Origin of the sequence: Alcanivorax sp. NBRC 101098, assembly GCF_001010505.1 — a bacterium.
Classification (GTDB): Bacteria; Pseudomonadota; Gammaproteobacteria; order Pseudomonadales; family Alcanivoracaceae; genus Alcanivorax; species Alcanivorax borkumensis.
The window spans coordinates 3,041,870-3,065,882 of sequence record NZ_AP014613.1; the positions used below are offsets into that span (position 1 = coordinate 3,041,870).

Consider the following 24,013-nt stretch of genomic DNA (forward strand, 5'->3'; position numbering starts at 1 on the left):
CGGTTACTTGGAACTGAATTCGATTTCAAAATTATCCCCATCCCATAGGGTAACTTTTCCGACCCAGTCTTCTCGGACGTGAAACTGATTTTTTAGTTTGCTTGCGTCATCTCCACGACGGATAGCATTTTCATCATTGGTGCGAGCTATTACCACGCGGACTGGCTGATTAGTTGCGTAGGCTTTCTGAATGCGCTCCCGGAACTCAGCATTACCATGCCCAGACCATCGATTAACCTTGTCTATGTATGAAATCTTGCCATTAGTCGGCGGCGTAAAAAATTGATTCCAAAGGCTGACGACCAACTCACCTTCTGTATTCTCTGCAGAAACTGACCAATTCACATTCTTCAACGTAGCGCCATATTTAGCAAAGCAGTCTTTAATGCCCATTCTCAATCCTTAGAGTCTCGGTGCTTTAGCACACCGGCGCTAACGCCCAAAGCAGGCGCGCCGCTTTTTGGCGTCGCCCTGCCTTTGTTTGTTAGATTTATCCCTGTTCATTCAGTCGAATTCTCTCTACGACAAAATCAGCAATTTGTTTATCATTGAATCGATTCACATCAATATACCCATCATGTGCAAATACGCCCGGTATATCTGAATCATCAGAACGAACAAACATCAGCGAATGATCGCTTTTGTTATTGATAATTTCACGAACAGCTCTCCACTCGATGCCACACCACATTTTTTTCTCGTAGTCCTTTGACAAGAAGACAACTACTAAATCTGAGTTATTTAAATAAACAGTTTGAAGAAGGTTGTCTAAATTGGGCCTAGCTAACTGGGCAGTAAAGTCGTCGTCATAAAAAACTGCACCCGACGGCAGCTCATCTTTTACCAAAGCCACAATTTCTGACACGCGATCGCGTAGCTCACCGGGAAATGAAAAAGCAGCTTTAAATCGAAGTTCTTCCAATTTACCTGTATTACCTTCAGGTCGAACAAATTTCGGATCAATTAGCCCTGCTGAATGGAGCCTCTCGAAGAGATCTTCATCTTTGACAGCCCAATGGGTTCTGTAGGTTTCAGACTTCCTGTAATCCAGAAGATTTAAAATTGGTTCTAAGGAAGAAAACGCAATTGGTTCAATATCTTGTTCGAACTCGTACTCAATGAACAATGTTGGGCCTCTTTCCTTGATGGAGCGTATGTAACCTACTCGTACATCATCATCGGTACCCTCGTAAGCAAACAAGCAGGGAAAGGACTTTAATAGTTCAATATTTTCAGCGGTAAAATTCTTAAAGAGAGCTTTTTCCTTGTCATTGGAATATTCTAAAAACCTACTTTTATCGTACTCATATGCAGGCAAGTCCCAAACACCTGCGCGAGCAGTAACTAAAAGGTTATACATACTTCCTTACTCTCCTGAAAATCTAACGCTTTTGTTTAGCGGCGCCCCCTCAAGGGCGTCCGGTGGAGGCCGCAGGCCGGAACGAACTACAACAATTTGTTAGGTTTTGGCTTCATTCGTGGGGCGAACCCGATTATCAGTAATAGTTTGCTTTAAATATGTTGGTGCATGCTTGAGCGCAGCCATTCCCATCTCTTTTCTTATATCGTTCCGCAGAGCATTGACGAGGTCATCCGCACTGTAATGATTTTTTCCGGTAAGTTGCCTAACAAAAATATTTGTAAGCTCCGCCTCCTCCTCTGTTCCATAGAGATGCACCGTTGCAACAGCGTGTTCAAATTCCCGGGTGTAATCGTCGAGCTCCCCAGCCGCATTTATGCGAACAGGCCGACCACCATCTATTCCTACGCGGACAAAGGTATCGTAGGCAGCAGCCAATTGAGATACGCGTCGCTCACGACGAAGTGCTACTTTGTTCTGGACAATTGAGAAAGCCCAACCACCAAGAACAACGATGTTGGTAATTGCCAAGCCGATGTAGAAATCTAAAGGAGACATTTTCGAAACCTAACGCCCCTATCTGGGGGCAAGCGTAGTGGAGCATTTTTTGTGGTATAAAGAGCGAAGCTATACCACAAAAATTGCGGAACGTAGCTTGCTCCCCAGCATAGGCTTGTTATAACACAGGCCCGTTTTTCAGTTACCACGACACACCAAAATAAATGAGGTGCGCATTATCCGGTGAGGTCTCGGCGAGCATGCCTAAACTTGTTATGTTTTTTGCTCAATTTCACTTAAAAATTGTTGTGCTAAACCCTGGGCACTTTTACGGTGATGATTTTCTGTATTTGCCCATTCGTGGCAATACCAGCAAATGCGTTCAGCGATAGAACCTTCAGATGGCTCATTTAGCTTTTCTTTTAAACTCAGTATTTGAGCACCAATGCCAACAAGCTCTTCCGTGGTTTCATCCGAATACGATCTTAGAGAATGTATTGAATGATATCCCTTTACACAAAACACCAAATCATTTTTACCTTCAGCCGCCTTCTCTAGATGAGGCACCAAGCGTTCCCTTAGCTCATTTTCTAATGAATCTAGCTTGGAGAATAACTTCGACTTAGAAACCATTTTTCACCGGAACCATAACGCCTCAAACACCGGCGCAGCTTTTTTGCGTCCGAGTGCTTTGATTTGTTATGTGTTCAAGATTAAGGCTATACATTTTGAGACCTTGTATAAATAGAGGCTTAGAATTATCGTCTAGCTTATCGACTATCTGAGACAACATCATCGGAGAAACGGATTGGTCAATATTTTTTAGACGTTCAACTACGCGGTTAAAACTGCGTTCGTCAAAGGTTGCCGCCAAAGCTCCCACTAGATAAATTTCACTTCTACTTAATCCCCTTGTGCGTTTTAGAAAAGTAGAATAAAAATTAGCTTGCAAATAGTATCTTGATACAAACAAGCCAAGCGCAGATAGATCGTCGACGCGCTCTAAGCGAGCCACCAAGTCGGAATTTTCATCGGAAAAAAGAATATCAATTGTTTTTATTAAAAAGAAAAGTCTTTCAGTATTATTAAGTTGGCTATAAATTCTTACATATTCAGAAAAAAACTCTTCCTTACTCGATCTGCTGAGCAACCTTATTATCGCAACTTTTTTTCTGTAGCTAGGAGTCGATATTGAGTAATCACTACGAATGGATGGAGGAAAGTAGTTATTTTGATTAGGCAGTTCAGATCTTGGGTAGGTTCTAACTAGCAAGCTAACAGTGGGGATATCCAGATGAATTACATTGTGAGGCTCTGATCTTCCTGATCGTACAATACTATGGTCGCCTGGGCGCCAAAGTTCAATTCTTTTAATATCGAAATCACCAACGGAAAGTTGGTCAAGGATTGCCCTTTCATTAAACTCATAGACTACGTTAAGTGATTCTCCACAAAGTTGATACTGAACTCCTGTAAAGTTATGGTCATGAATATTTATATCCAAGCCCCACCAATTCAAGATCTCGATCCAAAATTTACCATTGTCGTATATTTTAAAATAGAGATCAGAAAATGAAGAAGGTTCTTGAAGGCATGATATTTCTTCTAGATCCATCAGGCTTGATAAATTCTTAAGCTCAGAGAGTCGCGAGAGATCAAAGCCGGAAAACGTTTCCAATACAACATCAGGAAAGGTTTCAGCGCAATATCCAGAATTTTTCCATTTATTTTCAAGGATTTTACAGCGTTCATTTATCTCTTTTATAAAAACAGTATTGCAACCGTTATCATTATTCATGATTGCACTCCGTCGAGAGATTGCAAGCAATGATCAAGTAGGTCAAATGCTCGGGGCTTCAATATACTTTCTATATTTTTCAAGGCCTCTATGCTTTCTATGGACTTATAAATATCTTCTTTCATTTTCTCCGTTGATGGATGTATTTTTCTTTCTTGAGAACTGCTAAGTATGTGTTCACGTGCCAAGACGATTTCTGTAGCCACAACTATAGAATGAACTACCTTATCAAGAGGCCTGCTCAAATTAAGGATTGCAGAATACGCATAGTTTTCTTTCTTCTTTATTTCCTTATAGTTGAACTGAGGATAGTTCAACTCATCAATAAATATTAGGTGGTGCGTTAGTTCATGAAGAAAAAGCTCCATGAGATCTATTTCATTGATTCCTTCATTAACCGTAATCCAAATAGCACCAATAGCTCCACTCGAAGAACCTCCATGGGTTCCTCTTGTTCCATTTTCTGAACTATATTTTTTTGTAAAAATGCTATGTATTACCAATTTAAATAAAGCGGCAAGATTTGAGTCTTTTTCCATAAGTTGGTTTAAAGCAATTGCAGAAAAAGAAATACGACTTTTTTTGTTTCTGTTGTCGTAGGATTCACCAATCAAGTTTGATTGCTGCAAGTCATCTAATGAGCCTTCTGAGTAAGAAGAAGCAAGTTGAGACTCAATATCAATATCGGTAATAAACGGATTGTCGTCAAAATTTGTAGGACATTGTGGCTGCTGCTTTCTTAAAAATTCCAAATAAGGAAGGCGAAGATCATCTATTGTATTAATTTCACGTCCTTGCCCAATATGAGGAAAAACAGCTTTGTAAATATTCCTCACGTTTTCATCCATTCCTAATAGGTGATACATTCGCCTTCCTCCTCAATTAATCGAAAGCAATCATGTTCATTTGAACATTCATTTTGTCCTCAGCGAATCTTATATCGACTTGCGATGCGGTAGCATCTACCTCATCTGTCTTTACAAGGCCAATCATGTTTTTGATATCGATATTTTTCGATTTTAAAACCCCCTTGATTTTGTCTAAACTTTCTTGGACTATTTTGCTTTCTTCTTCACTTAGATTTAATTCATCGTTTGACATAGTAATTCTCCTATTGGATTGATTGATTTTACATCGAATTTCTGCACATTTTGTTTTTTGCTAACCTCCTTGTAGTATACGATTTATAAATTTAGACTTCTTCTCTCGATATTCCTCTTGGGTCAAAGGAATACACGACATCTTCAGACTGTTGTAATTATCTCTTTCTTTTTTGCTGCTTTTTAAAACATCTCTAAAAGTCTTGAAAAAAGTATATTTTGAGTCTTTGTCCACTAATTGAATTGCAACATCTATATCGAATTCATTCGAAACAAGCATTCTGAGCTCTTGGGATTGAAAGGTGTCAGTTTTTCTCTCGAAACCCTGATTTAGAAGGAGTCTTTCGTATTCATCTAGAAATTTCTTTGACGCCTCTACATATATGTCAAGATCCCCTTTTGAAATCATCCCATCTACAGCAGATGAACCTATATGTTCAACATGCGCGTTAGGCAAGAGATCTTCTATCTTCTTTGCTAACCTCGCGTATATAGCTCTTGCTTCAGGCTGGTAATCCTGAGGCTTTAGAAATCTCATTAATCAGCACCTTATCTACTATGTATTCTTGGACTAGGGCAGACACATAACGCCCAGCTCACCGGAAAAATGCGAGCGCAGCGAGTATTTTTTCCGGTGCAGCTACTTGTTAGCAGTTTTTTTGTTGAACTTAATGACTGCATTTGAATGCGCCTCGGCTATTAGAGGAAATATATTGGCAAACGTAGATTCACTTGGGCTTAATACTTGCACCCAAGACATCCAACCATATATAGGGTGTGGCATAAGCTCATCAAGAGCGGTGAAATCGTGACCAGTATCAATGATGCACCCTTTGGAAGGCCGTTTAGGCTTTACACCAAATTTTTTTTCATAGGTGATTTTGCTAATACCGATACTTAGCCTAAAAGCTCCTTCTCTGTCCAACTCAGATGCTTTGTCGTTATCTCCATTCTTTTCTTTGATTGTGCAGAAATATACCCCGTTCGGGAGTATTTTACCTGGGTTATAGAACAGCGATGTTTCACCCCAACTTGCTTTTGGAATAACACCTTCGAACTGACTTATAATTTCTTCTACTATATTTTTCGGTTGCACAATACTTCCTTGAAGACTGCTAACAGCGTATTCAGTCGAACGATTCGACATATCTTTTTTCGACATAATTCTTAACAGGCCACCGTATATAATTCCGATAAACCCATAGCATTTAGCAACTTACCCAAGAAGCGAGAACCTTTCGCATCTGACAAAACTCGAACGAGCGGCCTATTTCCGGGGGGCTCCATGCACATTTAAGTCGCAACTCGAGACAAAGATCAACGGCTTAGCGAATTTTGAGATATCGCCTACACGCATTTGCGCCCCGTTCTGTTGAGCACGGGTTTCCATAGCCCAAGCCAGCTATGGGTAAGGAGAACGCTATGAGTAATAGAGCCACAGATATTCCGGGTTTCATTGCTGACAAGCCCGTAAATCTACTTGATCAAGCCCGTGGCTGGCTGCGCAAAGCCATTCAATAAATGGCGGCTATGGTTTCACCAGCGGTGCTCCTGTGTAGAGGGTTTTCATAGCCACAAAAAAGCCCGGCTTAGCCGGGCTTGCGCTGTTCATTCATAATTAACCGCTTACCGCTTTCTCCGAATGGCTCACCAGCATTCCTTCCTCTACAACAAACCCAATAATTTTCTCCAGCCCCTCCACATCATTTCTTAAATTGGAAAACGCCCAGGGCTTTTGTCCGCGCATGCGGTTGGTGTCTGATGCCATGATGTCGAGATCGGCGCCCACCATCGGTGCGAGGTCGATTTTGTTGATGACGAGCAGATCTGACTTGGTAATGCCGGGGCCGCCTTTTCTCGGGATTTTTTCGCCGGAGGCCACATCGATGACGTAGATGGTGAGGTCCGCCAGTTCCGGCGAAAAGGTGGCGCTAAGGTTGTCGCCGCCGCTTTCCACAAACACTACGTCCAGGTTGCCGAATTTACGCGCCAGGTTTTCTACTGCGGCCAGGTTCATGGAGGCGTCTTCACGGATGGCCGTGTGCGGGCAACCACCGGTTTCCACACCAACGATACGTTCCGGTTCCAGAGCCTGCGCTTCGGTGAGGATGCGCTGGTCTTCTTTGGTATAAATATCGTTGGTGACTACGGCGATGTGGTAATCGTCGCGCATGGCCTTACACAGTTTTTCCAGCAGGGCCGTTTTTCCGGAACCTACTGGGCCGCCGATACCAACGCGCAGGGGGGATTTATAATCGGTTGTCATGGTTGTCTCCGTTGTGTGGTGCCTATCGAGGTGTTGGGCTTCACGTGTAAGCACGCTCCCACATCAATTTTTCACGGCTGTGCTGCCGCAGCTGCTTTGTTAGATGCTCTTCTTTGTTTGGTGCCCTTCTTGAACCTGCCTTATGATCGGAAGAGCCGGCAGTATTGGGTTTCGTGCAGGCAACTGGCGATGGCCATGGCGGGAGAGGAGGAGCCAATATCGTCGTCATCCATGGCCAGGGCGTGCTGGGTAATCGCGGCCAATTGATCACTGAAACGATAGAGCTCTCTCTGCCCATCACTCTGGCCAAGAGGAATTAACTTCACGGCCACGATCACCATGTTTTCCAGCCAACTCCATAGGTAACCGTTGAGCGCTTGCTGCAGCTCGATGCCCCAGCGGGCACTCGCCAGGGCGAAACCTGCTAATTGGGTTTGCGCCAGCGCATGGCGCCATTCGGGTTGCTGCAGCTCTGGCCAATTCGCAGCGTCTGGGAGCCTGTCCAGTACCATGGTGAGGGCGTGGCCACGCTGACATTCTTCCGTGCGTAGCTCACGGGTTTCTCGCCAGGCCAACAGGGTGTGCGCCCAATGGGTAAAGGCTTCACGATCCTGATGGCAACTGGCGTGATGGAGCCGCGCTAGTACCGGTAATTCCAAGGTTTGGACGCTGCTTTGCAGCAGGGATTCGAGCCAACAATGCAGGTCATCCGCATTTTTGATCCAGCCACACTCCACGGCCCACTCCATGCCTTGCGAATAGGTAAAGGCACCGATGGGCAGTGATGGGCTGATCAATTGCTGCAAACGAAAGAAGGCGCTGTTATTCATGGGGTGATCAGCCTGCCAGCAGCATTAACGCGAGATCGGAAGAGCCGGCAGTATTGGGTTTCGTGCAGGCAACTGGCGATGGCCATGGCGGGAGAGGAGGAGCCAATATCGTCGTCATCCATGGCCAGGGCGTGCTGGGTAATCGCGGCCAATTGATCACTGAAACGATAGAGCTCTCTCTGCCCATCACTCTGGCCAAGAGGAATTAACTTCACGGCCACGATCACCATGTTTTCCAGCCAACTCCATAGGTAACCGTTGAGCGCTTGCTGCAGCTCGATGCCCCAGCGGGCACTCGCCAGGGCGAAACCTGCTAATTGGGTTTGCGCCAGCGCATGGCGCCATTCGGGTTGCTGCAGCTCTGGCCAATTCGCAGCGTCTGGGAGCCTGTCCAGTACCATGGTGAGGGCGTGGCCACGCTGACATTCTTCCGTGCGTAGCTCACGGGTTTCTCGCCAGGCCAACAGGGTGTGCGCCCAATGGGTAAAGGCTTCACGATCCTGATGGCAACTGGCGTGATGGAGCCGCGCTAGTACCGGTAATTCCAAGGTTTGGACGCTGCTTTGCAGCAGGGATTCGAGCCAACAATGCAGGTCATCCGCATTTTTGATCCAGCCACACTCCACGGCCCACTCCATGCCTTGCGAATAGGTAAAGGCACCGATGGGCAGTGATGGGCTGATCAATTGCTGCAAACGAAAGAAGGCGCTGTTATTCATGGGGTGATCAGCCTGCCAGCAGCATTAACGCGAGGGCGGCACCCCCAGCCACAATGGCGCGCAGAGTGGGGGCAATCCGCTGTAACTGCTGCCCTAGCACCAAGCCGGCTACCATTAGCACCATAGAGCTGACGAAGAAGCCTGACGCAAACCCGCCCATGCCACCGCTCATTTCCACCCCGTGGGCCCAGCCGTGCGCGCCCAATAGAACAGCCACCACGCAAGCCGCCTTGCCCCGCGAGCCCGCTGGAAACGCCAACGCTGCGGCGAACGATAACGCTGATGCGGTAATCAACCACTCCATGGCCACATGGCCGCCCAGTGCCACGCCACCAACAAAGCCCGCCGCCAAGCTAACGCCTGCAGCGATCAGCGCGAAGCGTTTTTCTTGCCGGCGAATACCGGCCAATAAGGCGCCGAACAGCACTAAGGCCACAAGGTGATCCATGCCGGTAATTGGATGCATAAGCCCGGCGGTAAAGCCGCCATGAACGTGGCCGCCTTCGCCGGTATGGGCTATCGCGGCCATGGGGCTTATGGCAAGCCCACAGGTAATAACAGCAGCGGTAAGCTTATGTTTTGTGTTGTTCATGCTGTGCTCCTTTAACGTACCAGTGCCCTTTGGCACCGTGAGAAATCAGTGGTTGTGAGTGTGCGAGTGTGGCTTTTCGTGGGAATGGCTGTGCGCATGGCCATGGGAATGGCCACCGCCTTGCTGATAGGCACCCGCTTCCGGTTCGAAGGGTGCCTGCTCAACCTGTACGTCCACGCAGGTGTCGGCGCCCGGAAGCTGACGCACCATGTCGTCGAGCACATGGTCGTGCTGGTAACGAACAAAGCCGGTTTCGATCTGCAGCGGAACGTGACGGTTGCCCAGGTGATAGGCCACCTTGGTTAGCATCAGTGCATCACTGCAAACAATGGTGGAAACGGTTTCGTTGGCGGCCAACACCTTGACCAACTCTCCGTCTGCATTGGTAAGCACATCCCCACCGCGAAGCAGGGTGCCTCGCTCCAGGAATAGGCCCACGCCTTCGCCGGATGTCAGCTGCACTTTTTGCCGGCTTTTGATCCGTGCATCGAGCGGTAGGCTGAGGGTTTTTAGTCTCGCCGGATCGATTTTTTCCAGCGCGGCGGTATCGGTAATTTTTTTCGTCAGTTCGATCATGCTTGTCTCGTAAACAATGCGTTAAAACAAGAAATAGCGCTGCGCCATTGGCAACACTTCCGCCGGTTCGCACGTTAGCAGCTGGCCATCGGCACGTACTTCATAGGTCTGTGGATCCACTTCCAGGTGTGGCAGCCAATCATTGAGCAACATGTCTTTCTTTTTCACTGTGCGACAGCCTTTCACCACACCAATGCGGTTGGCTAATGTGAGTTGCTCAGGGATACCCGCATCCATGGCGGCCTGGGAAATGAAGGTCATTGTGGTGGCTTGGCGAGCCTTGCCGTAGGCCCCAAACATGGGGCGGTAATGGACTGGCTGGGGTGTAGGGATGGATGCGTTAGGGTCGCCCATTTTGGCCATGGCGATCATGCCGCCCTTAATGATGAGGTTGGGCTTCACCCCAAAAAAGGCCGGGCTCCACAGCACCAAATCGGCGAGCTTGCCCACTTCCACCGAGCCGATTTCATGGGCCATGCCGTGGGCTAATGCCGGGTTGATGGTGTACTTGGCTACGTAGCGTTTGGCGCGAAAATTATCATGTTCGGATGGGTCGCCTTTTAGGGAACCGCGCTGCACTTTCATCTTGTGGGCCGTTTGCCAGGTGCGCATCACCACTTCGCCCACACGCCCCATGGCCTGGGAGTCTGAGGCAATCATGGAGAACGCACCAAGATCATGAAGGATGTCTTCCGCGGCAATGGTTTCGCGGCGAATGCGGGATTCAGCAAACGCTACGTCTTCTGGAATACTCGGATCCAAATGGTGACAGACCATGAGCATATCGAGGTGCTCATCGGCGGTATTCACCGTGTAAGGTCGCGTCGGGTTTGTGGACGAAGGCAGCACATTGGCAAGCCCAGCAGCGCGAATAATATCCGGCGCATGGCCGCCCCCGGCTCCCTCGGTGTGATAGGTATGGATGGTGCGATCTTTGAACGCGGCGATGGTGTCTTCCACAAAGCCGGATTCGTTCAAGGTGTCGGTGTGGATCGCCACTTGAGTATCCGTTTCTTCTGCAACCGAAAGGCAGTTGTCGATTGAGGCGGGGGTGGTGCCCCAGTCTTCGTGCAATTTCAGGCCAATGGCGCCGGCGCTGATCTGTTCGCTCAGGGATTCCGGCAAGCTGGCGTTACCTTTGCCAAGGAACCCCAGATTCATTGGAAAGCAATCCGCCGCTTCCAACATTCGGGCCATGTTCCAGGGCCCGGGCGTCACTGTGGTGGCATTGGTGCCGGTGGTGGGCCCGGTGCCGCCACCGATCATGGTGGTGACCCCGGATGCTAATGCTTCGTCGATCTGCTGCGGGCAGATAAAATGGATATGCGAATCAATCCCCCCCGCCGTAATGATGCTGCCTTCACCAGCAATCACATCGGTGCCGGGGCCAACAATGATATCCACATTCGGTTGCACATCCGGGTTACCCGCCTTGCCAATGGCTGCAATTCGTCCGCTCTTGATACCGATATCCGCTTTAACGATTCCCCAGTAGTCGAGGATCAAGGCATTGGTAATGACCAGGTCCATAACCTTCGCCGAAGGCAGCTGGGATTGGCCCATGCCATCACGAATTACCTTGCCGCCGCCAAATTTCACTTCGTCACCATAGACGGTGAAATCTTTTTCTACCTGGATCCACAGATCGGTATCGGCCAGGCGTACCCGGTCACCTGTGGTGGGCCCGAACATGTCGGCGTAGGCTTGTCTGGACATTGTTGCCACGATGATTCTCCTGTTCTTGCATCTACCGGCTGGTTATCGGCAGCCTTTCCGAAATGCGGTGTTGTACAGGCGCCGGCCTGCTTCCCATGGCGCGATTTTCACGGGCAAGTTCGGCCCTAAAGAAAGGTGCGATTCAAAGCGGCCCCATGACCTTGCCCTGAAACCCGTACACTTTTCTTTGTCCTGCATACGCCACCAGCTCTACTGTCCGGCTCTGCCCTGGCTCAATGCGCACGGCGGTGCCGGCCGGAATATTGAGCCGGAAGCCTCGGGTTTTTTCTCGGTCGAACTGCAGGGCATTGTTAGCTTCATAGAAGTGGTAGTGAGAGCCCACCTGAATGGGACGGTCGCCCGTATTGGCCACTTCCACGCTGAGCGTTTCCCGCCCAAGATTGATCTCGATGTCGCCGTTCTGAATAGCGTATTCGCCTGGAATCATTTGGCTTCTCCTATAGCGGATCGTCTTAAACGATGGGGTCGTGAACCGTTACCAGTTTGGTGCCATCGGGAAAGGTCGCTTCCACCTGCACTTCATGGATCATTTCTGGCACGCCTTCCATCACATCCTGACGCTTGAGCAAGGTTCGCCCTTCGCCCATCAACTCGGCGACCGTTTTGCCGTCGCGGGCACCCTCCATAATGGCGGCGGTGATATAAGCGATCGATTCCGGATAGTTAAGCTTAACGCCACGGGCCTTGCGCCGTTCGGCCAGTAGCGCGGCGGTAAAAATCAACAGCTTGTCTTTTTCTCTGGGTGTCAGTTCCATGCTTTACCTTTTTGCCTTTCCTTACACCGTTATCAGGTGTTCCAGATTCGCGGTATCACCGCCGGTTTATTCAGGGTGGCCTGACGCAATAATTGCCAGACGGGAAGCATCAATTCTTGAATTTTTTCACAGCGAGTGCCTAGCACACGCATGACCAGAATGTCGTCAATCAGGGTGAGGCCGCAGGGCATGTCGGTGGCCTGCTTTTCAATGCATTCACGGGCCTGCTCCAGCAACCCCTCATTACTCCCCGTGGCTACAAATATTGCCTGCATGGGGAAATTACGCAGCCCAGAGGCCGCATTGAGGTGGCTGGGCTGATCCACCTTAAGGCGTTCAATCAGCAGCGGTTTACGGTCGCGGCTAATACGAAAACGGGCGTCGATTTTTCCCTCGTGAAACACTTCACTATTAACCGGCCGACCCAAGCAGGAAATTTCCCAGCCCATAAAATGGGCATCCCCGTGCAGGTCGATCCGGGTGTCCATCTGTACCCGTGCCCCAGGGAAGAAAATATTTTCTTGGGGAAACCATTCCAGTGTCCCTCCTGCCTGAACGGTGAGCGTTTGGCTCACATGGGCGGTTTGCCCAGCGCTGCGGTAAAACTTGGTTGCCCCAGGGGTAGTGAGTAAGCCATGGGCCTGGCTCGATGCGGTAATGCTGATATCCAGTCCATCACCACCCACAACCCCCCCTGGTGGGTGCAGTAAATAGATGTGTGCGGTGTCCTGCTCTGGGTAGAAAGGGCGCTGAACGCGCAGCGGTCCATAATGGTGCAATTCGGCCATGACGGTTTTCATGCCGCGCCCAGTTATGGCGCACTCAAGCTGCATATGCAGTTTTGCTTGCCATCCCTTATGCCTGCCTGTGGCCTTACTGTTCTGCCGGCCCGCTGCTACCGGTTTCTCTACGCTCACTGGCCTGGCCCCTTTGCCTGCTCTTTATCATGCACCAAATTTATGCAGCTTTTGTGCCACCTGCTGAAATAGAGGGCGGCTTATCACTTATAAGGGCTGAGGCTTGTAGAGGGGCCATCACCGTAAGAGCGTTAGCGCGATCCATGGTATTGATTCTTATGCGCCACCCCGTGCCCGTGGTGGTATGCAATGGCACTGGAGAGAAAGCGGCAATAAAAAAAGCCCGGCGATTGCCGGGCTTTTTTTGTATTGCCTTGCGGGTGGCGGCTATTCCACCGTTACCGACTTGGCTAGGTTACGAGGCTGATCCACATCGGTGCCGCGCAGCACCGCCACATGGTAGCTAAGCAACTGCAGCGGTACGGTATAAACGATCGGGGCTACAGTGTCGGGCACTGAGGGCATGTTTAACACATGAATCCCTTCCCCTTCTTTTACGTGAGCATTCTTATCAGCAAACACATAAAGCTCACCGCCACGGGCACGGACTTCTTGCAGATTGGATTTCAGTTTTTCCAACAATTCATCATTGGGGGCCACCGACACCACCGGCATTTCGCTGTCCACCAAGGCCAACGGGCCGTGTTTAAGCTCTCCCGCTGCGTAGGCTTCGGCGTGGATGTAGGAAATTTCCTTGAGCTTAAGGGCCCCTTCCAAAGCCACCGGAAATTGCACGCCGCGCCCCAAAAACAGGGCGTGGTGTTTTTCCACAAACGCCTCTGAAAGTTTTTCGATGGGCTTGTCTAACGCCGCCGCCTGCTCGATCAAATTGGGCAGCTGACGCAGTTCTTCCAGAATTTTTTCGATCTCGCTGTCGGCCAGGCCTTTTTGGCGGCCCAGCGCTAACACGAGCATCAACAACCCAACCAGTTGAGTGGTGAAGGCCTTGGTGGAAGCTACCCCGATTTCCGGACCGGCTTTGGTGAGAAAAACCAGTTCTGATTCACGCACCAACGATGAGCTGTCCACGTTACACACAGCCAGGCGACCCACATAATTGGGTGACTGAGTATCACGCAGCGCTGCCAAGGTATCGGCGGTTTCACCACTTTGGGAAATGGTGACAAAGAGAGTGCCTTCTGGCACCACGTGCTTGCGGTAGCGGAACTCACTGGCTACTTCGACCTGGCAAGGAATACCGGCAATGTCTTCTAACCAATAACGGGCCACCATACCTGCGTGATAGCTAGTACCGCAGGCGACGATCTGAACGGTTTTAACCTTATCGAAAATAGCAGGCGCTTTTTCACCGAAAGACTCAATCAGGCTAGCCGGGCTATCAATGCGATCTTCCAAGGTTTTCTGAATAGCTGCGGGCTGCTCGAAAATTTCCTTCTGCATATAGTGGCGGTATTCGCCCTTTTCCGCATCTTCATGGGTGCCATCAAACTCGTGAGCTTCGCGTGTTACCGGCTCACCTGCTGCATCCACTATACGCACGCTATTAGTTGTAATTTCTGCCTGGTCACCCTCTTCCAAAAAGATGAACCGGTTGGTTACTGGTAACAAGGCCAGTTGGTCGGATGCGATATAGTTTTCATCAATCCCCAGGCCGATGACCAGCGGGCTACCAGAGCGCACGGTAACCAACTTGTGCGGCTCAGAAGCATGAATAACACCCAGTGCGTAGGCACCATCGAGTTTCTTTGTGACCGCTTGCACGGCGTCGAAAAGATTCAATCCGTTATCCAGCGCCTGATGCACCAGATGCACAATCACTTCCGTATCGGTTTGGGAGTTGAACGTATAACCGCTGGCTTCAAGCTCGTCTTTGAGTGCCTGAAAATTTTCGATGATACCGTTATGCACCAGGGCCAAATCATCACCGGACATATGCGGGTGAGAATTAGGCTCCGAAGGCTTGCCGTGGGTAGCCCAGCGCGTGTGGGCAATGCCGGTGAAACCCTGGGTTTGTGCTTCCAGGACCGCCTCTTCCAACCCGGCCACTTTTCCCTGACGACGGACACGACTGATGCCCTTATCGTTGAGCAGCGCGACTCCCGCACTGTCGTAACCCCGGTACTCAAGTCGCTTGAGACCAGTGATCAAAATATTGGTCACATTCCGCTGGCCAATGGCCCCAACAATTCCGCACATAAATGCTCTTCCTTACCCTTTCTTGGGGCGCTGCCAATTAGCCACGTTGCGCTGTTGCGTTCGAGCAACCGCTAGGCCGTTGTCGCCCACATCCTTTGTAATAGTGCTGCCCGCACCTACAGTGGCATTTACGCCAATGGTGACTGGAGCAACTAGAGAGGAATTGGAGCCAATGAACGCTCCGTCTTTCAGCACGGTCTGAAATTTGTTGGCGCCATCATAGTTACACGTAATAGTGCCGGCACCCACGTTGACGCCTTTACCTATCTCGCTATCGCCGATATAGGTCAGGTGGTTTACCTTGGAACCCTCGCCAATGTAGGACTTTTTGGTTTCAACAAAGTTGCCTATCTTCGCTTTGTCGGCCAGTTCTGTTCCAGGGCGCAAGCGGGCATAGGGGCCTAGCTGACAGTGTTCACCCACAATAGCACCGTCAATGAGTGTGTTCGCTTCTATGACGGTGCCGGCGCCGATGTTGGCGTCTCGCAGAATACAGTTAGGACCGATCACCACACCTTCTTCGATGGTGACATCTCCCTCTAAAATGACATTCACATCAATGATTACATCACTGGCGATCTGTACGCTGCCGCGAATATCCAGACGAGAAGGGTCCAGCAATGTTACCCCGTCACGCATCAAGGTTTCAGCCTGAGCCTGCTGGTAAATGCGCTCTAGCCTTGCCAATTGCACTCTGTCATTCACCCCGTCCACTTCCCAGCCTTCGTTGGGTTGCAGGGTTTGCACATTCAAGCCCGACTGTGACGCCATTGCGATCAGGTCAGTAAGGTAATATTCGCCCTGGGCATTATTACTGGAAAGCTTGGGCAAGCTTTCTTCTAGGAATCGCCGTGAACAGGCAAGAATGCCCGTGTTGATTTCCTGAATACTCAGCTCAGCTTCGCTTGCGTCTTTCTGCTCAACGATGCGCTGCACGTTGTTCTGACCATCACGAACGATACGGCCGTAACCGTTCGGGTCATCCAAGGTTAGGGTCATCAGCGCCAGGGTGCTATCGTCCACCGTGGCGACAAAGTCTTTTAGTGTTTCCGGGCGAATCAGCGGTACATCACCGTACAACACCAATACCATGTCTTCTTTTACATAAGGCATGGCTTGCGCAACCGCATGGCCAGTACCGAGCTGTTCAGCTTGCTCTGCCCAAGCCACTTGCTCACCAGTGACCGAGGCTTTCACCTGTTCGCCACCATGGCCGTATACGATGACGGTATTGGCTGGTTCCAGCGACGCTGCCGCGTCTACCACATGCTGCACCATTGGCTTGCCGGCCACTGCATGAAGCACCTTTGGCAAAGCGCTTTTCATCCGCGTCCCTTTACCCGCCGCCAGAATCACTACTGCTAGACTCATACCCTATCCTTGTCTTTTACATGCCGGTACCGTTATACCACTGTGCCGCCTCTGATTCGCACAGGACCTATTCCAACCGGGCGCTCACTATACGACAGAAACAAAAAAGGGTAGCACTTGGCTACCCTTTCCTGTGTTGAAGAATTGCAAAAGATACTTACCGCTTATTCTTCAATTGTTGAATGGCACGCAGCTGTGCAACGGCCTCTATCAGAGTTGCAGCGGCACGGGAGTAATCCATTTCGGAACTCTTGCCTTCCAACGCTTCTTTGGCACGGGCTTTAGCACGCTCAGCTTCTGCAGCGTCCATATTTTCAGCGCGTTCAGCCGTATCTGCCAGTACGGTCACCAGCTTCGGCTGCACTTCTAAGAAGCCACCGGATACGTAGAACACTTCTTCTTCACCATTCTGCTTCTTCACCCGTACCGGGCCCGGCTTCAGCCGGGTCAGCAGCGGGGCGTGGCCGGGCATGATACCGAGGTCACCTTCCACACCGGAAGCTACCACAATTTCAACCAAGCCGGAGAACAGCTGGCGTTCTGCACTTACAATGTCGCAATGCACGGTCATCGCCATTTGCTTGTCTCCCAGGTGCAGGTTACTTGCTACGCTTGTTGTAGGCTTCAATCACTTCGTCGATAGAGCCCTTCATGTAGAAGTCCTGCTCCGGGATGTGATCGTAATCACCGCCAAGGATGCCCTTAAAGCCCGCGAGGGTGTCTTTCAGGGAAACATACTTGCCCGGGGAACCAGTAAATACTTCGGCCACAAAGAACGGCTGAGACAAATAACGCTCAATCTTACGGGCACGAGATACAATCAGTTTATCGTCTTCTGACAGTTCGTCCATACCCAAAATAGCGATGATGTCTTTCAGCTCTTTAAAGCGCTGCAGTACGGTTTGAACGCCACGTGCAATGTCGTAGTGCTCTTGACCGATAACCAGCGGATCCAGCTGACGCGAAGTGGAATCCAGCGGGTCAATCGCCGGGTAGATACCCTTAGACGCGATATCACGGCTCAAGGATACAGTGGAATCCAAGTGCGCGAAGGTGGTGGCCGGAGACGGGTCAGTCAAGTCATCCGCAGGTACGTATACCGCCTGAACGGAGGTAATGGAACCGGTCTTGGTGGAAGTAATACGTTCCTGCAGAACGCCCATCTCTTCCGCCAGAGTCGGCTGGTAACCTACCGCTGAAGGCATACGGCCCAACAGTGCAGATACTTCCGTACCCGCCAGCGTATAACGGTAAATGTTATCCACGAAGAACAGTACGTCGCGACCTTCGTCACGGAACTTCTCGGCCATGGTCAGACCGGTCAGCGCTACACGCAGACGGTTACCAGGCGGCTCATTCATCTGACCGTACACCAACGATACTTTATCCAGTACGTTGGAGTCCTTCATTTCATGGTAGAAGTCGTTACCCTCACGAGTACGCTCACCCACACCAGCAAACACGGAGAAACCGGAGTGCTCAATCGCGATGTTCCGGATCAGCTCCATCATGTTTACGGTTTTACCAACACCCGCACCACCGAACAGACCAACCTTACCGCCTTTGGCGAAAGGACAAACCAGGTCGATTACCTTGATGCCGGTTTCCAGCAGTTCGTTAGTGGCTGCCTGATCCGCATAAGTAGGCGCTGCACGGTGAATCGGCATACGCTCTTCTTCACCGATGGGGCCCGCTTCATCAATCGGGCGACCCAGCACGTCCATGATACGGCCCAAGGTTTTGGTGCCCACAGGAACCTGAATCGGTTCACCGTTATCAGTCACGCCAAGGCCGCGCTTCAGACCTTCGGTGGAGCCCATGGCAATAGTCCGCACTACACCGTCGCCCAGCTGCTGCTGAACTTCCAGGGTAGTTTCAGTACCGTCCACGGAGAGGGCGTCATATACCTTCGGTACGGCTTCGCGTGGAAATTCCACGTCGATCACGGCACCGATGATCTGAACAATACGACCGCTACTCATGCTTGCATCCTCTTAACTTGCGTTTTTGCCACGTTAATCTGCTTGACGATTAAACCGCAGCAGCACCACCAACGATTTCGGAGATTTCCTGCGTAATAGCAGCCTGGCGTGCCTTGTTGTACACCAATTGCAGATCACGAATGATGTCACCAGCGTTATCACTGGCAGCCTTCATGGCAATCATACGTGCTGCCTGCTCACAGGCATTGTTTTCAACCACACCCTGATACACCTGAGACTCAATGAACCGCACCAGCAGTTCGTCGAGCAGCTCTTTCGGGGCTGGCTCGTAAATGTAGTCCCAGTGGCGCTTCAGCTCTTCATCACTACCCGCTTCCAGCGGCAGCAACTGAATATTCTTGGGCGACTGGGTCATGGTGTTCACGAATTCGTTGTACACGATGTACAAACGGTCGATTGCACCGCTTTCGTAGGCATCCAACATCACCTTGATGGAACCGATTAAATCATTCAGGTGCGGGGTATCCCCCAAGCCTGTGATATTCGCTTCCACATTGCCGCCAACGCTCTTGAAGAAAGACATGCCCTTGGAACCGACTACGCAGTAGCTGGTTTTGGCACCCTTTTCTTCCCATGCCTTCGCGCTTTTGACGACGTTCTTGAGCAGGTTCACGTTGAGGCCACCGCAGAGGCCCCGATCGGAGCTCACTACGATGTAGCCAACGTTTTTAACTTCCCGCTCTTGCAGGTAAACGTGCCGGTATTCCAGATCGGCGTTAGCCAGGTGAGCAACCACCTGACGCATACGGCTGGCGTACGGCTTACTGGCCGTCATACGCTCTTGCGCCTTACGCATCTTGGAGGCTGCTACCATTTCCATTGCACGAGTAATTTTCTTCGTGCTCTGGACGCTGGCAATTTTGCCTTTGATCTCTTTACCGCTGGCCATAGGAACGTTCCTTTATCAGCGAATTACCAGGTCTGGGTAGCTTTGAACTGATCGAGAGATTCTTTAATCTCAGCTTCGATCTCGCCGTTGTAGTCACCCTTCTCGTTGATTTTATCCATCAACGCTTTCTTTTCGCTGTTCATGTAGTCCAGCAGTGCAGCTTCAAAGGCGCCGATTTTTTCGACTTCCATACCTTTTAGGTAACCTTCGTTAGCGGCGTACAGCACAACACCCATTTCAGCAACGCTCATCGGGCTGTACTGCTTCTGCTTCATCAGCTCGGTAACGGCTTGACCATGCTCCAACTGCTCACGAGTAGAATCATCGAGGTCGGAAGCGAACTGAGCGAATGCAGCCAGTTCACGGTACTGAGCCAGAGCCAAACGAATACCACCACCCAGCTTCTTAACGATCTTGGTCTGGGCTGCACCACCTACACGGGATACAGACACACCGGCGTTCATCGCCGGGCGAATGCCGGAGTTGAACAGGTCGGTTTCCAGGAAGATCTGACCATCGGTAATGGAAATCACGTTGGTCGGTACGAAAGCAGAAACGTCACCACCTTGGGTTTCAATGATAGGCAGAGCGGTCAAAGAACCGGTCTTACCTTTCACTTCACCGTTGGTGAACTTCTCAACATAATCTTCGTTTACCTTGGCGGCGCGCTCCAGTAGACGGGAGTGCAGGTAGAACACGTCACCAGGATAAGCTTCACGGCCCGGCGGACGACGCAGCAGCAGGGAGATCTGGCGATACGCCCACGCCTGCTTGGTCAGATCATCATAAACGATCAGTGCATCTTCACCGCGATCACGGAAATACTCGCCCATGGTGCAGCCAGCAAACGGTGCCAGGAACTGCATGGAAGCCGGATCAGAAGCGGAGGCCGCAACGATGATGGTGTTTTCCATCGCGCCGTGCTCTTCCAGTTTGCGCACCACGTTAGCAATGGTGGACTGCTTCTGGCCGATGGCGACGTAGACACACTTAATGCCGGAGTCTTTCTGGTTGATAATCGCATCAACCGCCACGGCGGTCTTACCGATCTGGCGGTCACCAATGATCAGCTCACGCTGACCACGGCCGATTGGCACCATGGCATCGATGGACTTGTAACCGGTTTGAACAGGCTCGTTAACTTCACGACGCCAGATAACGCCGGGCGCTACCTTTTCAACCGCATCGGTTTGCTTGGCTTCGATCGGGCCTTTACCGTCAATCGGATTACCTAGAGCGTCAACAACACGACCCAGCATTTCGGGGCCAGTGGGGACTTCCAGAATACGACCGGTACAACGAACTTTTTGGCCTTCGGCTAGGCCCAGGTAATCACCCAGCACCACGGCGCCGACAGAGTCTTGCTCCAGGTTAAGGGCCATGCCGTAGATGCCGCCCTCAAACTCGATCATCTCGCCGAACATCACGTCGGCCAGACCATGAATGCGCACAATACCATCAGATACGGAAACCACCGTACCTTCGTTGCGTGCTTCGGTGGAGGTATCAAGTTTCGCAATGCGCGACTTGATAATCTCGCTGATTTCGGACGGGTTGAGTTGCTGCATCTCTAATCCCTCAAACTCAAGAGTTCAGTTGCTCTGCCAAGCGATTAAGCCGGCCGCGCACACTGCCATCAATTACGGTATCGCCGGCTCGCACCAGCACGCCCCCAATCAAAGATTGGTCGACGGAAGTTGTGACATTCACTTCCGTACCAAGGCGTTTCTTAAGCGCTGCTACCAACTTGTCGGTAGCAGCATCGTCCAACTCGAATGCAGAGATCATCTCCACATCGGTGAACTGCTGCTGTTCGGCCAGAAGCTCGTGGAACAGTTGCAGGATGATCGGCAAAAGCGGCAAACGCTTATTCTGCGTTAGCTGCGCAACAAAGTTGCGACCGCTTTCGTCCAGCTCATCACCACAGACTTCTGCAAAAGCAGAAACCTTGGTGGCGTCATCCAGTTCCGGCTGGTCAAGGTAGGCACGCATGGAGGCATCACCTGCCACTGCTGCTGCCAGGCCCAGCATCTTCTCCCACTGCTCCAGGGCATCGTGTTCTTTAGCGAACACAAATGCGGCCTTGGCGTAGGGGCGTGCGATGGTGGTCAGTTCAGCCATGGGTTACCCGTATTCTCAGAGTTCAGCCGCCAGCTGCTCAAGCAACTGCGTGTGTTTGTCCTGGTTTACTTCGCCGCCCAGTACCTTTTCGGCACCGCTCAACGCCAGTACAGCTACATCTTTACGCAATTGCTCGCGAGCCTGATTAACCTCTTGGTCAATCTCAGAATGGGCTTTGGCAATCAGACGCTCACCTTCGGCGCGCGCTGCATCTTTAGCCTCTTCCACAATCTGATTAGCCCGGCGATTGGCCTGATCAATAATTTCGGCCGCCTTCTCTTTAGATTCTTTGAGATTGGCGGTCGCCTTTTCCTGCGCCAGTTCCAGATCACGCTCTGCCCGATCCGCGGCACTTAGGCCTTCGGCAATCTTCTGCTTACGCTCATCCAGCGCCCGTGAAATCGGGGGCCAAACGAACTTCATGCAGAAGAACACAAACAGGGCAAACCAAATGGCCTGGCCAATTAGTGTCGCATTAATATTCATGCCAACACCTCAATCCGCGTTGCTTTAGATTTCCCTAAATCGGGGCTTAAACGTTAAAGCGCGATTTACTGGAAAATCAGCAGGAACGCGATAGCGATACAGATAATTGGCACAGCATCCAGCAGACCAGCAATGATGAACATGCGGGTTTGCAGCATCGGAGCCAGCTCCGGTTGACGAGCCACAGACTCAAGGAAACGACCACCCATCATGCCGAAGCCCAAACCTGCGCCGATGGCCGCCAGGCCAGCTACGATAGCAGCAGCAAGAAATTGAATGCCTTCCATCTTTACACTCCCGTTAAGTGCTTGGTTGGTTTAATTAAAAACCGGTTTAAAAAAACTGTTACTTACTTAAATCAGTGCTCTTCGACCGCCATGCTCAAATACACGATGGTCAGAACCATGAAGATAAATGCCTGCAGGGTGATTACCAAAATATGGAACACCGCCCAAGGCCAGGCACCGATGAATTGCCAGGTACCCATCATCGCTGCCAGCAGAATAAATACAAACTCACCCGCGTACATATTACCGAACAGTCGCAGGCCCAGAGATACCGGCTTGGCCAGTAGAGCAATGGTTTCCAGCAACAGGTTAATCGGGATCAGAAGCGCCTTGACCACCGGGTTGCCGGATTCAAAAGGATGCAACGCTAGAGTGCCCACAAAACCGCCCACACCCTTAGTCTTAATGGTGAGGAAGATAATCAGGAACATCACGCTGAAGGACATACCCAAGGTAATGTTCGGGTCGGTGCTGGGAACAATCTTGAAATAGGCTTCGTGTGCACTCCAACCGAAGAAGGTCACCATCACCCATTCAAATGTCTTCGGAATGAAATCCACCGGGATCAGATCCATCAGGTTCATCAAGAACACCCAACAGAAGATCACCAACGACAGCGGCGCAATCAACTTGCTCTTGCCGTGGAAAGAGTCACGCACCTGTGTATCGATAAACTCAATGATGATTTCCACAAAATTAAGGAAACCAGAAGGCACACCGGCAGTCGCTTTACGCGCGCCCAACCAGAACAACAGGCACATGATAATGCCAAGACCGCCAGACCAAGCTAAGGAGTCAACGTGAAAGGCTGCAAAACCCATATCTTTGGCTTCGGTGCCGTTACACGCCATGGTCCAGGTTGCCTGGCTCAGAGTCTCCGCATGACCGTGACATTCACGGACATAGCCTTCCGGCAGTTTGCCATAGGTCAGATTGCCCAGATGGTGCTTGATATACTCGCCGGCGGAGTTCGCTGCCATGTCAAACCTCTATAGAGAGCCGATGCCTACAGGCTAGTCATTGTGCCTGTCTTGCCCTGCTGTTTGCCCGTCGAGGCGAGCTACCTGAATCCAACCCACAACCTGGGCTAGCAAGAAGCCTAACAGCAGAACCATTGCAATTTTCATTTCCCGCGCTTCAGGGACCTTGGAGAATGTTAGCCAGAACAGCAATAGCATAATTGCGATCTTGCCCATCTCGGCCCGCATTGCTGCGGTAGCCATACGCTTTGGCGCACGGTTGCCTGGGTGCATCCATATCTGGAAGCCACCCCAAGCATAAGCGATCAGGCTGATAGTGCCGCCCCAGACAGCCACTAGACCGGCGAACACGCCAGCCAACCCGGTTACCAGCAACCCAAATACCACTATCGTGGTCAGTTGAGCGCACATTAAGCCCCAGAACAATGCTCTGTTGGGCTGAAATTCGTTGCTGGTCACCTTGAGCCTCTTGGCTGATGCAAAATGATGCCGCACCAAGCGCTAAGGTCTCGAGCACCCCTGATCTTTAGCGCGGCGAAGTATATGGAGTTGGCACGCAAGTGGCAACCGTAACAGGCGGATTGTTCGGCAAACTTTAGGGTTTGTTGGCGACTTTCTTTCACCTGATCTC

General features: G+C 50.7%; 29 protein-coding genes. All 29 read right to left on the reverse strand.

Annotated elements, in window-relative coordinates; translation table 11 throughout:
- Nucleotides 1–3: 3 nt before the first annotated feature.
- The 29 genes from AS19_RS13810 to AS19_RS13950 all read right to left on the reverse strand — a co-directional run bounded on the left by AS19_RS13810 (nt 4) and on the right by AS19_RS13950 (nt 23,841).
- Nucleotides 4–393, reverse strand: coding sequence for a hypothetical protein (locus tag AS19_RS13810; protein WP_035459761.1), 390 nt, complete (start codon nt 391–393; stop codon nt 4–6).
- A gap of 97 nt (nt 394–490) precedes the next feature.
- The gene (locus tag AS19_RS13815; RefSeq protein WP_046962238.1) at nt 491–1,360 is read right to left on the reverse strand and encodes a TIR domain-containing protein; all 870 of its coding nucleotides are present in this window, start codon (nt 1,358–1,360) and stop codon (nt 491–493) included.
- A gap of 99 nt (nt 1,361–1,459) precedes the next feature.
- Nucleotides 1,460–1,918 carry a hypothetical protein gene (locus AS19_RS13820; RefSeq protein WP_011589585.1) on the reverse strand — a complete coding sequence of 153 codons (459 nt, stop codon included), beginning with the start codon at nt 1,916–1,918 and terminating at the stop codon, nt 1,460–1,462.
- Between the two features lie 213 nt (nt 1,919–2,131).
- Nucleotides 2,132–2,491 carry a hypothetical protein gene (locus AS19_RS13825; protein ID WP_144412658.1) on the reverse strand — a complete coding sequence of 120 codons (360 nt, stop codon included), beginning with the start codon at nt 2,489–2,491 and terminating at the stop codon, nt 2,132–2,134.
- A 22-nt stretch (nt 2,492–2,513) separates the two neighbouring features.
- Nucleotides 2,514–3,656 carry a hypothetical protein gene (locus AS19_RS13830; protein WP_046962239.1) on the reverse strand — a complete coding sequence of 381 codons (1,143 nt, stop codon included), beginning with the start codon at nt 3,654–3,656 and terminating at the stop codon, nt 2,514–2,516.
- Nucleotides 3,653–4,522: an HEXXH motif-containing putative peptide modification protein gene (locus AS19_RS13835; protein WP_046962240.1), complete on the reverse strand. Its 870-nt coding sequence runs from the start codon at nt 4,520–4,522 to the stop codon at nt 3,653–3,655. The genes AS19_RS13830 and AS19_RS13835 overlap by 4 nt, the downstream gene beginning before the upstream one ends.
- 16 nt (nt 4,523–4,538) lie before the next feature.
- Nucleotides 4,539–4,757 carry a hypothetical protein gene (locus AS19_RS13840; RefSeq protein ID WP_046962241.1) on the reverse strand — a complete coding sequence of 73 codons (219 nt, stop codon included), beginning with the start codon at nt 4,755–4,757 and terminating at the stop codon, nt 4,539–4,541.
- A 60-nt stretch (nt 4,758–4,817) separates the two neighbouring features.
- Nucleotides 4,818–5,294 (reverse strand): GrpB family protein, encoded by a 477-nt coding sequence (locus tag AS19_RS13845; RefSeq protein WP_046962242.1) that lies wholly within the window; start codon nt 5,292–5,294, stop codon nt 4,818–4,820.
- Nucleotides 5,295–5,396: 102 nt separating this feature from the next.
- A complete protein-coding gene (locus tag AS19_RS13850; RefSeq protein WP_046962243.1) occupies nt 5,397–5,852 on the reverse strand; it encodes a DUF6194 family protein in 456 nt (151 codons plus the stop codon).
- A gap of 522 nt (nt 5,853–6,374) precedes the next feature.
- Nucleotides 6,375–7,022, reverse strand: a complete 648-nt coding sequence (gene ureG, locus AS19_RS13855; RefSeq protein WP_035459758.1) for an urease accessory protein UreG — start codon at nt 7,020–7,022, stop codon at nt 6,375–6,377.
- A gap of 140 nt (nt 7,023–7,162) precedes the next feature.
- Complete coding sequence (locus tag AS19_RS13860) at nt 7,163–7,852, reverse strand: urease accessory protein UreF (RefSeq protein WP_035459755.1); 690 nt, start codon at nt 7,850–7,852, stop codon at nt 7,163–7,165.
- The gene (locus AS19_RS13865; protein ID WP_046962244.1) at nt 7,849–8,571 is read right to left on the reverse strand and encodes an urease accessory protein UreF; all 723 of its coding nucleotides are present in this window, start codon (nt 8,569–8,571) and stop codon (nt 7,849–7,851) included. Before AS19_RS13865 ends, AS19_RS13860 begins: the two co-directional genes overlap by 4 nt.
- A gap of 7 nt (nt 8,572–8,578) precedes the next feature.
- A complete protein-coding gene (locus tag AS19_RS13870; RefSeq protein WP_052753778.1) occupies nt 8,579–9,163 on the reverse strand; it encodes a HupE/UreJ family protein in 585 nt (194 codons plus the stop codon).
- A gap of 45 nt (nt 9,164–9,208) precedes the next feature.
- Nucleotides 9,209–9,739 (reverse strand): urease accessory protein UreE, encoded by a 531-nt coding sequence (ureE, locus tag AS19_RS13875; protein WP_035459752.1) that lies wholly within the window; start codon nt 9,737–9,739, stop codon nt 9,209–9,211.
- A gap of 21 nt (nt 9,740–9,760) precedes the next feature.
- Nucleotides 9,761–11,455 (reverse strand): urease subunit alpha, encoded by a 1,695-nt coding sequence (gene ureC / locus AS19_RS13880; RefSeq protein WP_304413372.1) that lies wholly within the window; start codon nt 11,453–11,455, stop codon nt 9,761–9,763.
- Nucleotides 11,456–11,597: 142 nt separating this feature from the next.
- On the reverse strand, nt 11,598–11,903 hold the full coding sequence (locus tag AS19_RS13885) for an urease subunit beta (protein WP_046962246.1): 306 nt from the start codon (nt 11,901–11,903) through the stop codon (nt 11,598–11,600).
- A 25-nt stretch (nt 11,904–11,928) separates the two neighbouring features.
- Nucleotides 11,929–12,231 carry an urease subunit gamma gene (ureA, locus tag AS19_RS13890; RefSeq protein ID WP_035459747.1) on the reverse strand — a complete coding sequence of 101 codons (303 nt, stop codon included), beginning with the start codon at nt 12,229–12,231 and terminating at the stop codon, nt 11,929–11,931.
- 32 nt (nt 12,232–12,263) lie between these two features.
- Nucleotides 12,264–13,019 carry an urease accessory protein UreD gene (locus tag AS19_RS13895; RefSeq protein ID WP_197540933.1) on the reverse strand — a complete coding sequence of 252 codons (756 nt, stop codon included), beginning with the start codon at nt 13,017–13,019 and terminating at the stop codon, nt 12,264–12,266.
- Between the two features lie 396 nt (nt 13,020–13,415).
- Nucleotides 13,416–15,245 carry a glutamine--fructose-6-phosphate transaminase (isomerizing) gene (glmS, locus tag AS19_RS13900; protein WP_035459744.1) on the reverse strand — a complete coding sequence of 610 codons (1,830 nt, stop codon included), beginning with the start codon at nt 15,243–15,245 and terminating at the stop codon, nt 13,416–13,418.
- Nucleotides 15,246–15,257: 12 nt separating this feature from the next.
- A complete protein-coding gene (glmU, locus tag AS19_RS13905) occupies nt 15,258–16,616 on the reverse strand; it encodes a bifunctional UDP-N-acetylglucosamine diphosphorylase/glucosamine-1-phosphate N-acetyltransferase GlmU (protein ID WP_035459741.1) in 1,359 nt (452 codons plus the stop codon).
- Between the two features lie 157 nt (nt 16,617–16,773).
- Nucleotides 16,774–17,193: a F0F1 ATP synthase subunit epsilon gene (locus AS19_RS13910; protein WP_011589996.1), complete on the reverse strand. Its 420-nt coding sequence runs from the start codon at nt 17,191–17,193 to the stop codon at nt 16,774–16,776.
- Nucleotides 17,194–17,215: 22 nt separating this feature from the next.
- A complete protein-coding gene (gene atpD, locus AS19_RS13915; RefSeq protein ID WP_011589997.1) occupies nt 17,216–18,598 on the reverse strand; it encodes a F0F1 ATP synthase subunit beta in 1,383 nt (460 codons plus the stop codon).
- 49 nt (nt 18,599–18,647) lie between these two features.
- Nucleotides 18,648–19,508, reverse strand: coding sequence for a F0F1 ATP synthase subunit gamma (gene atpG, locus AS19_RS13920; protein WP_011589998.1), 861 nt, complete (start codon nt 19,506–19,508; stop codon nt 18,648–18,650).
- A gap of 23 nt (nt 19,509–19,531) precedes the next feature.
- Nucleotides 19,532–21,076 carry a F0F1 ATP synthase subunit alpha gene (atpA, locus tag AS19_RS13925; RefSeq protein WP_011589999.1) on the reverse strand — a complete coding sequence of 515 codons (1,545 nt, stop codon included), beginning with the start codon at nt 21,074–21,076 and terminating at the stop codon, nt 19,532–19,534.
- A gap of 16 nt (nt 21,077–21,092) precedes the next feature.
- On the reverse strand, nt 21,093–21,629 hold the full coding sequence (locus AS19_RS13930) for a F0F1 ATP synthase subunit delta (RefSeq protein WP_011590000.1): 537 nt from the start codon (nt 21,627–21,629) through the stop codon (nt 21,093–21,095).
- 15 nt (nt 21,630–21,644) lie between these two features.
- Nucleotides 21,645–22,115 carry a F0F1 ATP synthase subunit B gene (locus tag AS19_RS13935; RefSeq protein ID WP_011590001.1) on the reverse strand — a complete coding sequence of 157 codons (471 nt, stop codon included), beginning with the start codon at nt 22,113–22,115 and terminating at the stop codon, nt 21,645–21,647.
- A gap of 65 nt (nt 22,116–22,180) precedes the next feature.
- The gene (atpE, locus tag AS19_RS13940) at nt 22,181–22,402 is read right to left on the reverse strand and encodes a F0F1 ATP synthase subunit C (protein ID WP_007151035.1); all 222 of its coding nucleotides are present in this window, start codon (nt 22,400–22,402) and stop codon (nt 22,181–22,183) included.
- Nucleotides 22,403–22,473: 71 nt separating this feature from the next.
- Complete coding sequence (gene atpB, locus AS19_RS13945; protein WP_011590002.1) at nt 22,474–23,382, reverse strand: F0F1 ATP synthase subunit A; 909 nt, start codon at nt 23,380–23,382, stop codon at nt 22,474–22,476.
- 33 nt (nt 23,383–23,415) lie between these two features.
- The gene (locus tag AS19_RS13950) at nt 23,416–23,841 is read right to left on the reverse strand and encodes an ATP synthase subunit I (RefSeq protein WP_231483423.1); all 426 of its coding nucleotides are present in this window, start codon (nt 23,839–23,841) and stop codon (nt 23,416–23,418) included.
- Nucleotides 23,842–24,013: the final 172 nt, after the last annotated feature.

Bases quoted from the DNA above. Each gene is read 5' to 3' on its own strand.
- atpD (WP_011589997.1), bottom strand. From the start codon at position 18,598: ATGAGTAGCGGTCGTATTGTTCAGATCATCGGTGCCGTGATCGACGTG.
- atpB (WP_011590002.1), bottom strand. From the start codon at position 23,382: ATGGCAGCGAACTCCGCCGGCGAGTATATCAAGCACCATCTGGGCAAT.
- AS19_RS13845 (WP_046962242.1), bottom strand. From the start codon at position 5,294: ATGAGATTTCTAAAGCCTCAGGATTACCAGCCTGAAGCAAGAGCTATA.
- AS19_RS13860 (WP_035459755.1), bottom strand. From the start codon at position 7,852: ATGAATAACAGCGCCTTCTTTCGTTTGCAGCAATTGATCAGCCCATCA.
- AS19_RS13930 (WP_011590000.1), bottom strand. From the start codon at position 21,629: ATGGCTGAACTGACCACCATCGCACGCCCCTACGCCAAGGCCGCATTT.
- AS19_RS13840 (WP_046962241.1), bottom strand. From the start codon at position 4,757: ATGTCAAACGATGAATTAAATCTAAGTGAAGAAGAAAGCAAAATAGTC.
- AS19_RS13835 (WP_046962240.1), bottom strand. From the start codon at position 4,522: ATGTATCACCTATTAGGAATGGATGAAAACGTGAGGAATATTTACAAA.
- ureC (WP_304413372.1), bottom strand. From the start codon at position 11,455: ATGTCCAGACAAGCCTACGCCGACATGTTCGGGCCCACCACAGGTGAC.
- atpG (WP_011589998.1), bottom strand. From the start codon at position 19,508: ATGGCCAGCGGTAAAGAGATCAAAGGCAAAATTGCCAGCGTCCAGAGC.
- AS19_RS13935 (WP_011590001.1), bottom strand. From the start codon at position 22,115: ATGAATATTAATGCGACACTAATTGGCCAGGCCATTTGGTTTGCCCTG.
- AS19_RS13815 (WP_046962238.1), bottom strand. From the start codon at position 1,360: ATGTATAACCTTTTAGTTACTGCTCGCGCAGGTGTTTGGGACTTGCCT.
- AS19_RS13910 (WP_011589996.1), bottom strand. From the start codon at position 17,193: ATGGCGATGACCGTGCATTGCGACATTGTAAGTGCAGAACGCCAGCTG.
- AS19_RS13830 (WP_046962239.1), bottom strand. From the start codon at position 3,656: ATGAATAATGATAACGGTTGCAATACTGTTTTTATAAAAGAGATAAAT.
- AS19_RS13895 (WP_197540933.1), bottom strand. From the start codon at position 13,019: ATGGCCGAATTGCACCATTATGGACCGCTGCGCGTTCAGCGCCCTTTC.
- ureA (WP_035459747.1), bottom strand. From the start codon at position 12,231: ATGGAACTGACACCCAGAGAAAAAGACAAGCTGTTGATTTTTACCGCC.
- AS19_RS13810 (WP_035459761.1), bottom strand. From the start codon at position 393: ATGGGCATTAAAGACTGCTTTGCTAAATATGGCGCTACGTTGAAGAAT.
- AS19_RS13865 (WP_046962244.1), bottom strand. From the start codon at position 8,571: ATGAATAACAGCGCCTTCTTTCGTTTGCAGCAATTGATCAGCCCATCA.
- glmS (WP_035459744.1), bottom strand. From the start codon at position 15,245: ATGTGCGGAATTGTTGGGGCCATTGGCCAGCGGAATGTGACCAATATT.
- atpA (WP_011589999.1), bottom strand. From the start codon at position 21,076: ATGCAGCAACTCAACCCGTCCGAAATCAGCGAGATTATCAAGTCGCGC.
- AS19_RS13885 (WP_046962246.1), bottom strand. From the start codon at position 11,903: ATGATTCCAGGCGAATACGCTATTCAGAACGGCGACATCGAGATCAAT.
- ureE (WP_035459752.1), bottom strand. From the start codon at position 9,739: ATGATCGAACTGACGAAAAAAATTACCGATACCGCCGCGCTGGAAAAA.
- glmU (WP_035459741.1), bottom strand. From the start codon at position 16,616: ATGAGTCTAGCAGTAGTGATTCTGGCGGCGGGTAAAGGGACGCGGATG.
- AS19_RS13870 (WP_052753778.1), bottom strand. From the start codon at position 9,163: ATGAACAACACAAAACATAAGCTTACCGCTGCTGTTATTACCTGTGGG.
- AS19_RS13825 (WP_144412658.1), bottom strand. From the start codon at position 2,491: ATGGTTTCTAAGTCGAAGTTATTCTCCAAGCTAGATTCATTAGAAAAT.
- AS19_RS13820 (WP_011589585.1), bottom strand. From the start codon at position 1,918: ATGTCTCCTTTAGATTTCTACATCGGCTTGGCAATTACCAACATCGTT.
- atpE (WP_007151035.1), bottom strand. From the start codon at position 22,402: ATGGAAGGCATTCAATTTCTTGCTGCTGCTATCGTAGCTGGCCTGGCG.
- ureG (WP_035459758.1), bottom strand. From the start codon at position 7,022: ATGACAACCGATTATAAATCCCCCCTGCGCGTTGGTATCGGCGGCCCA.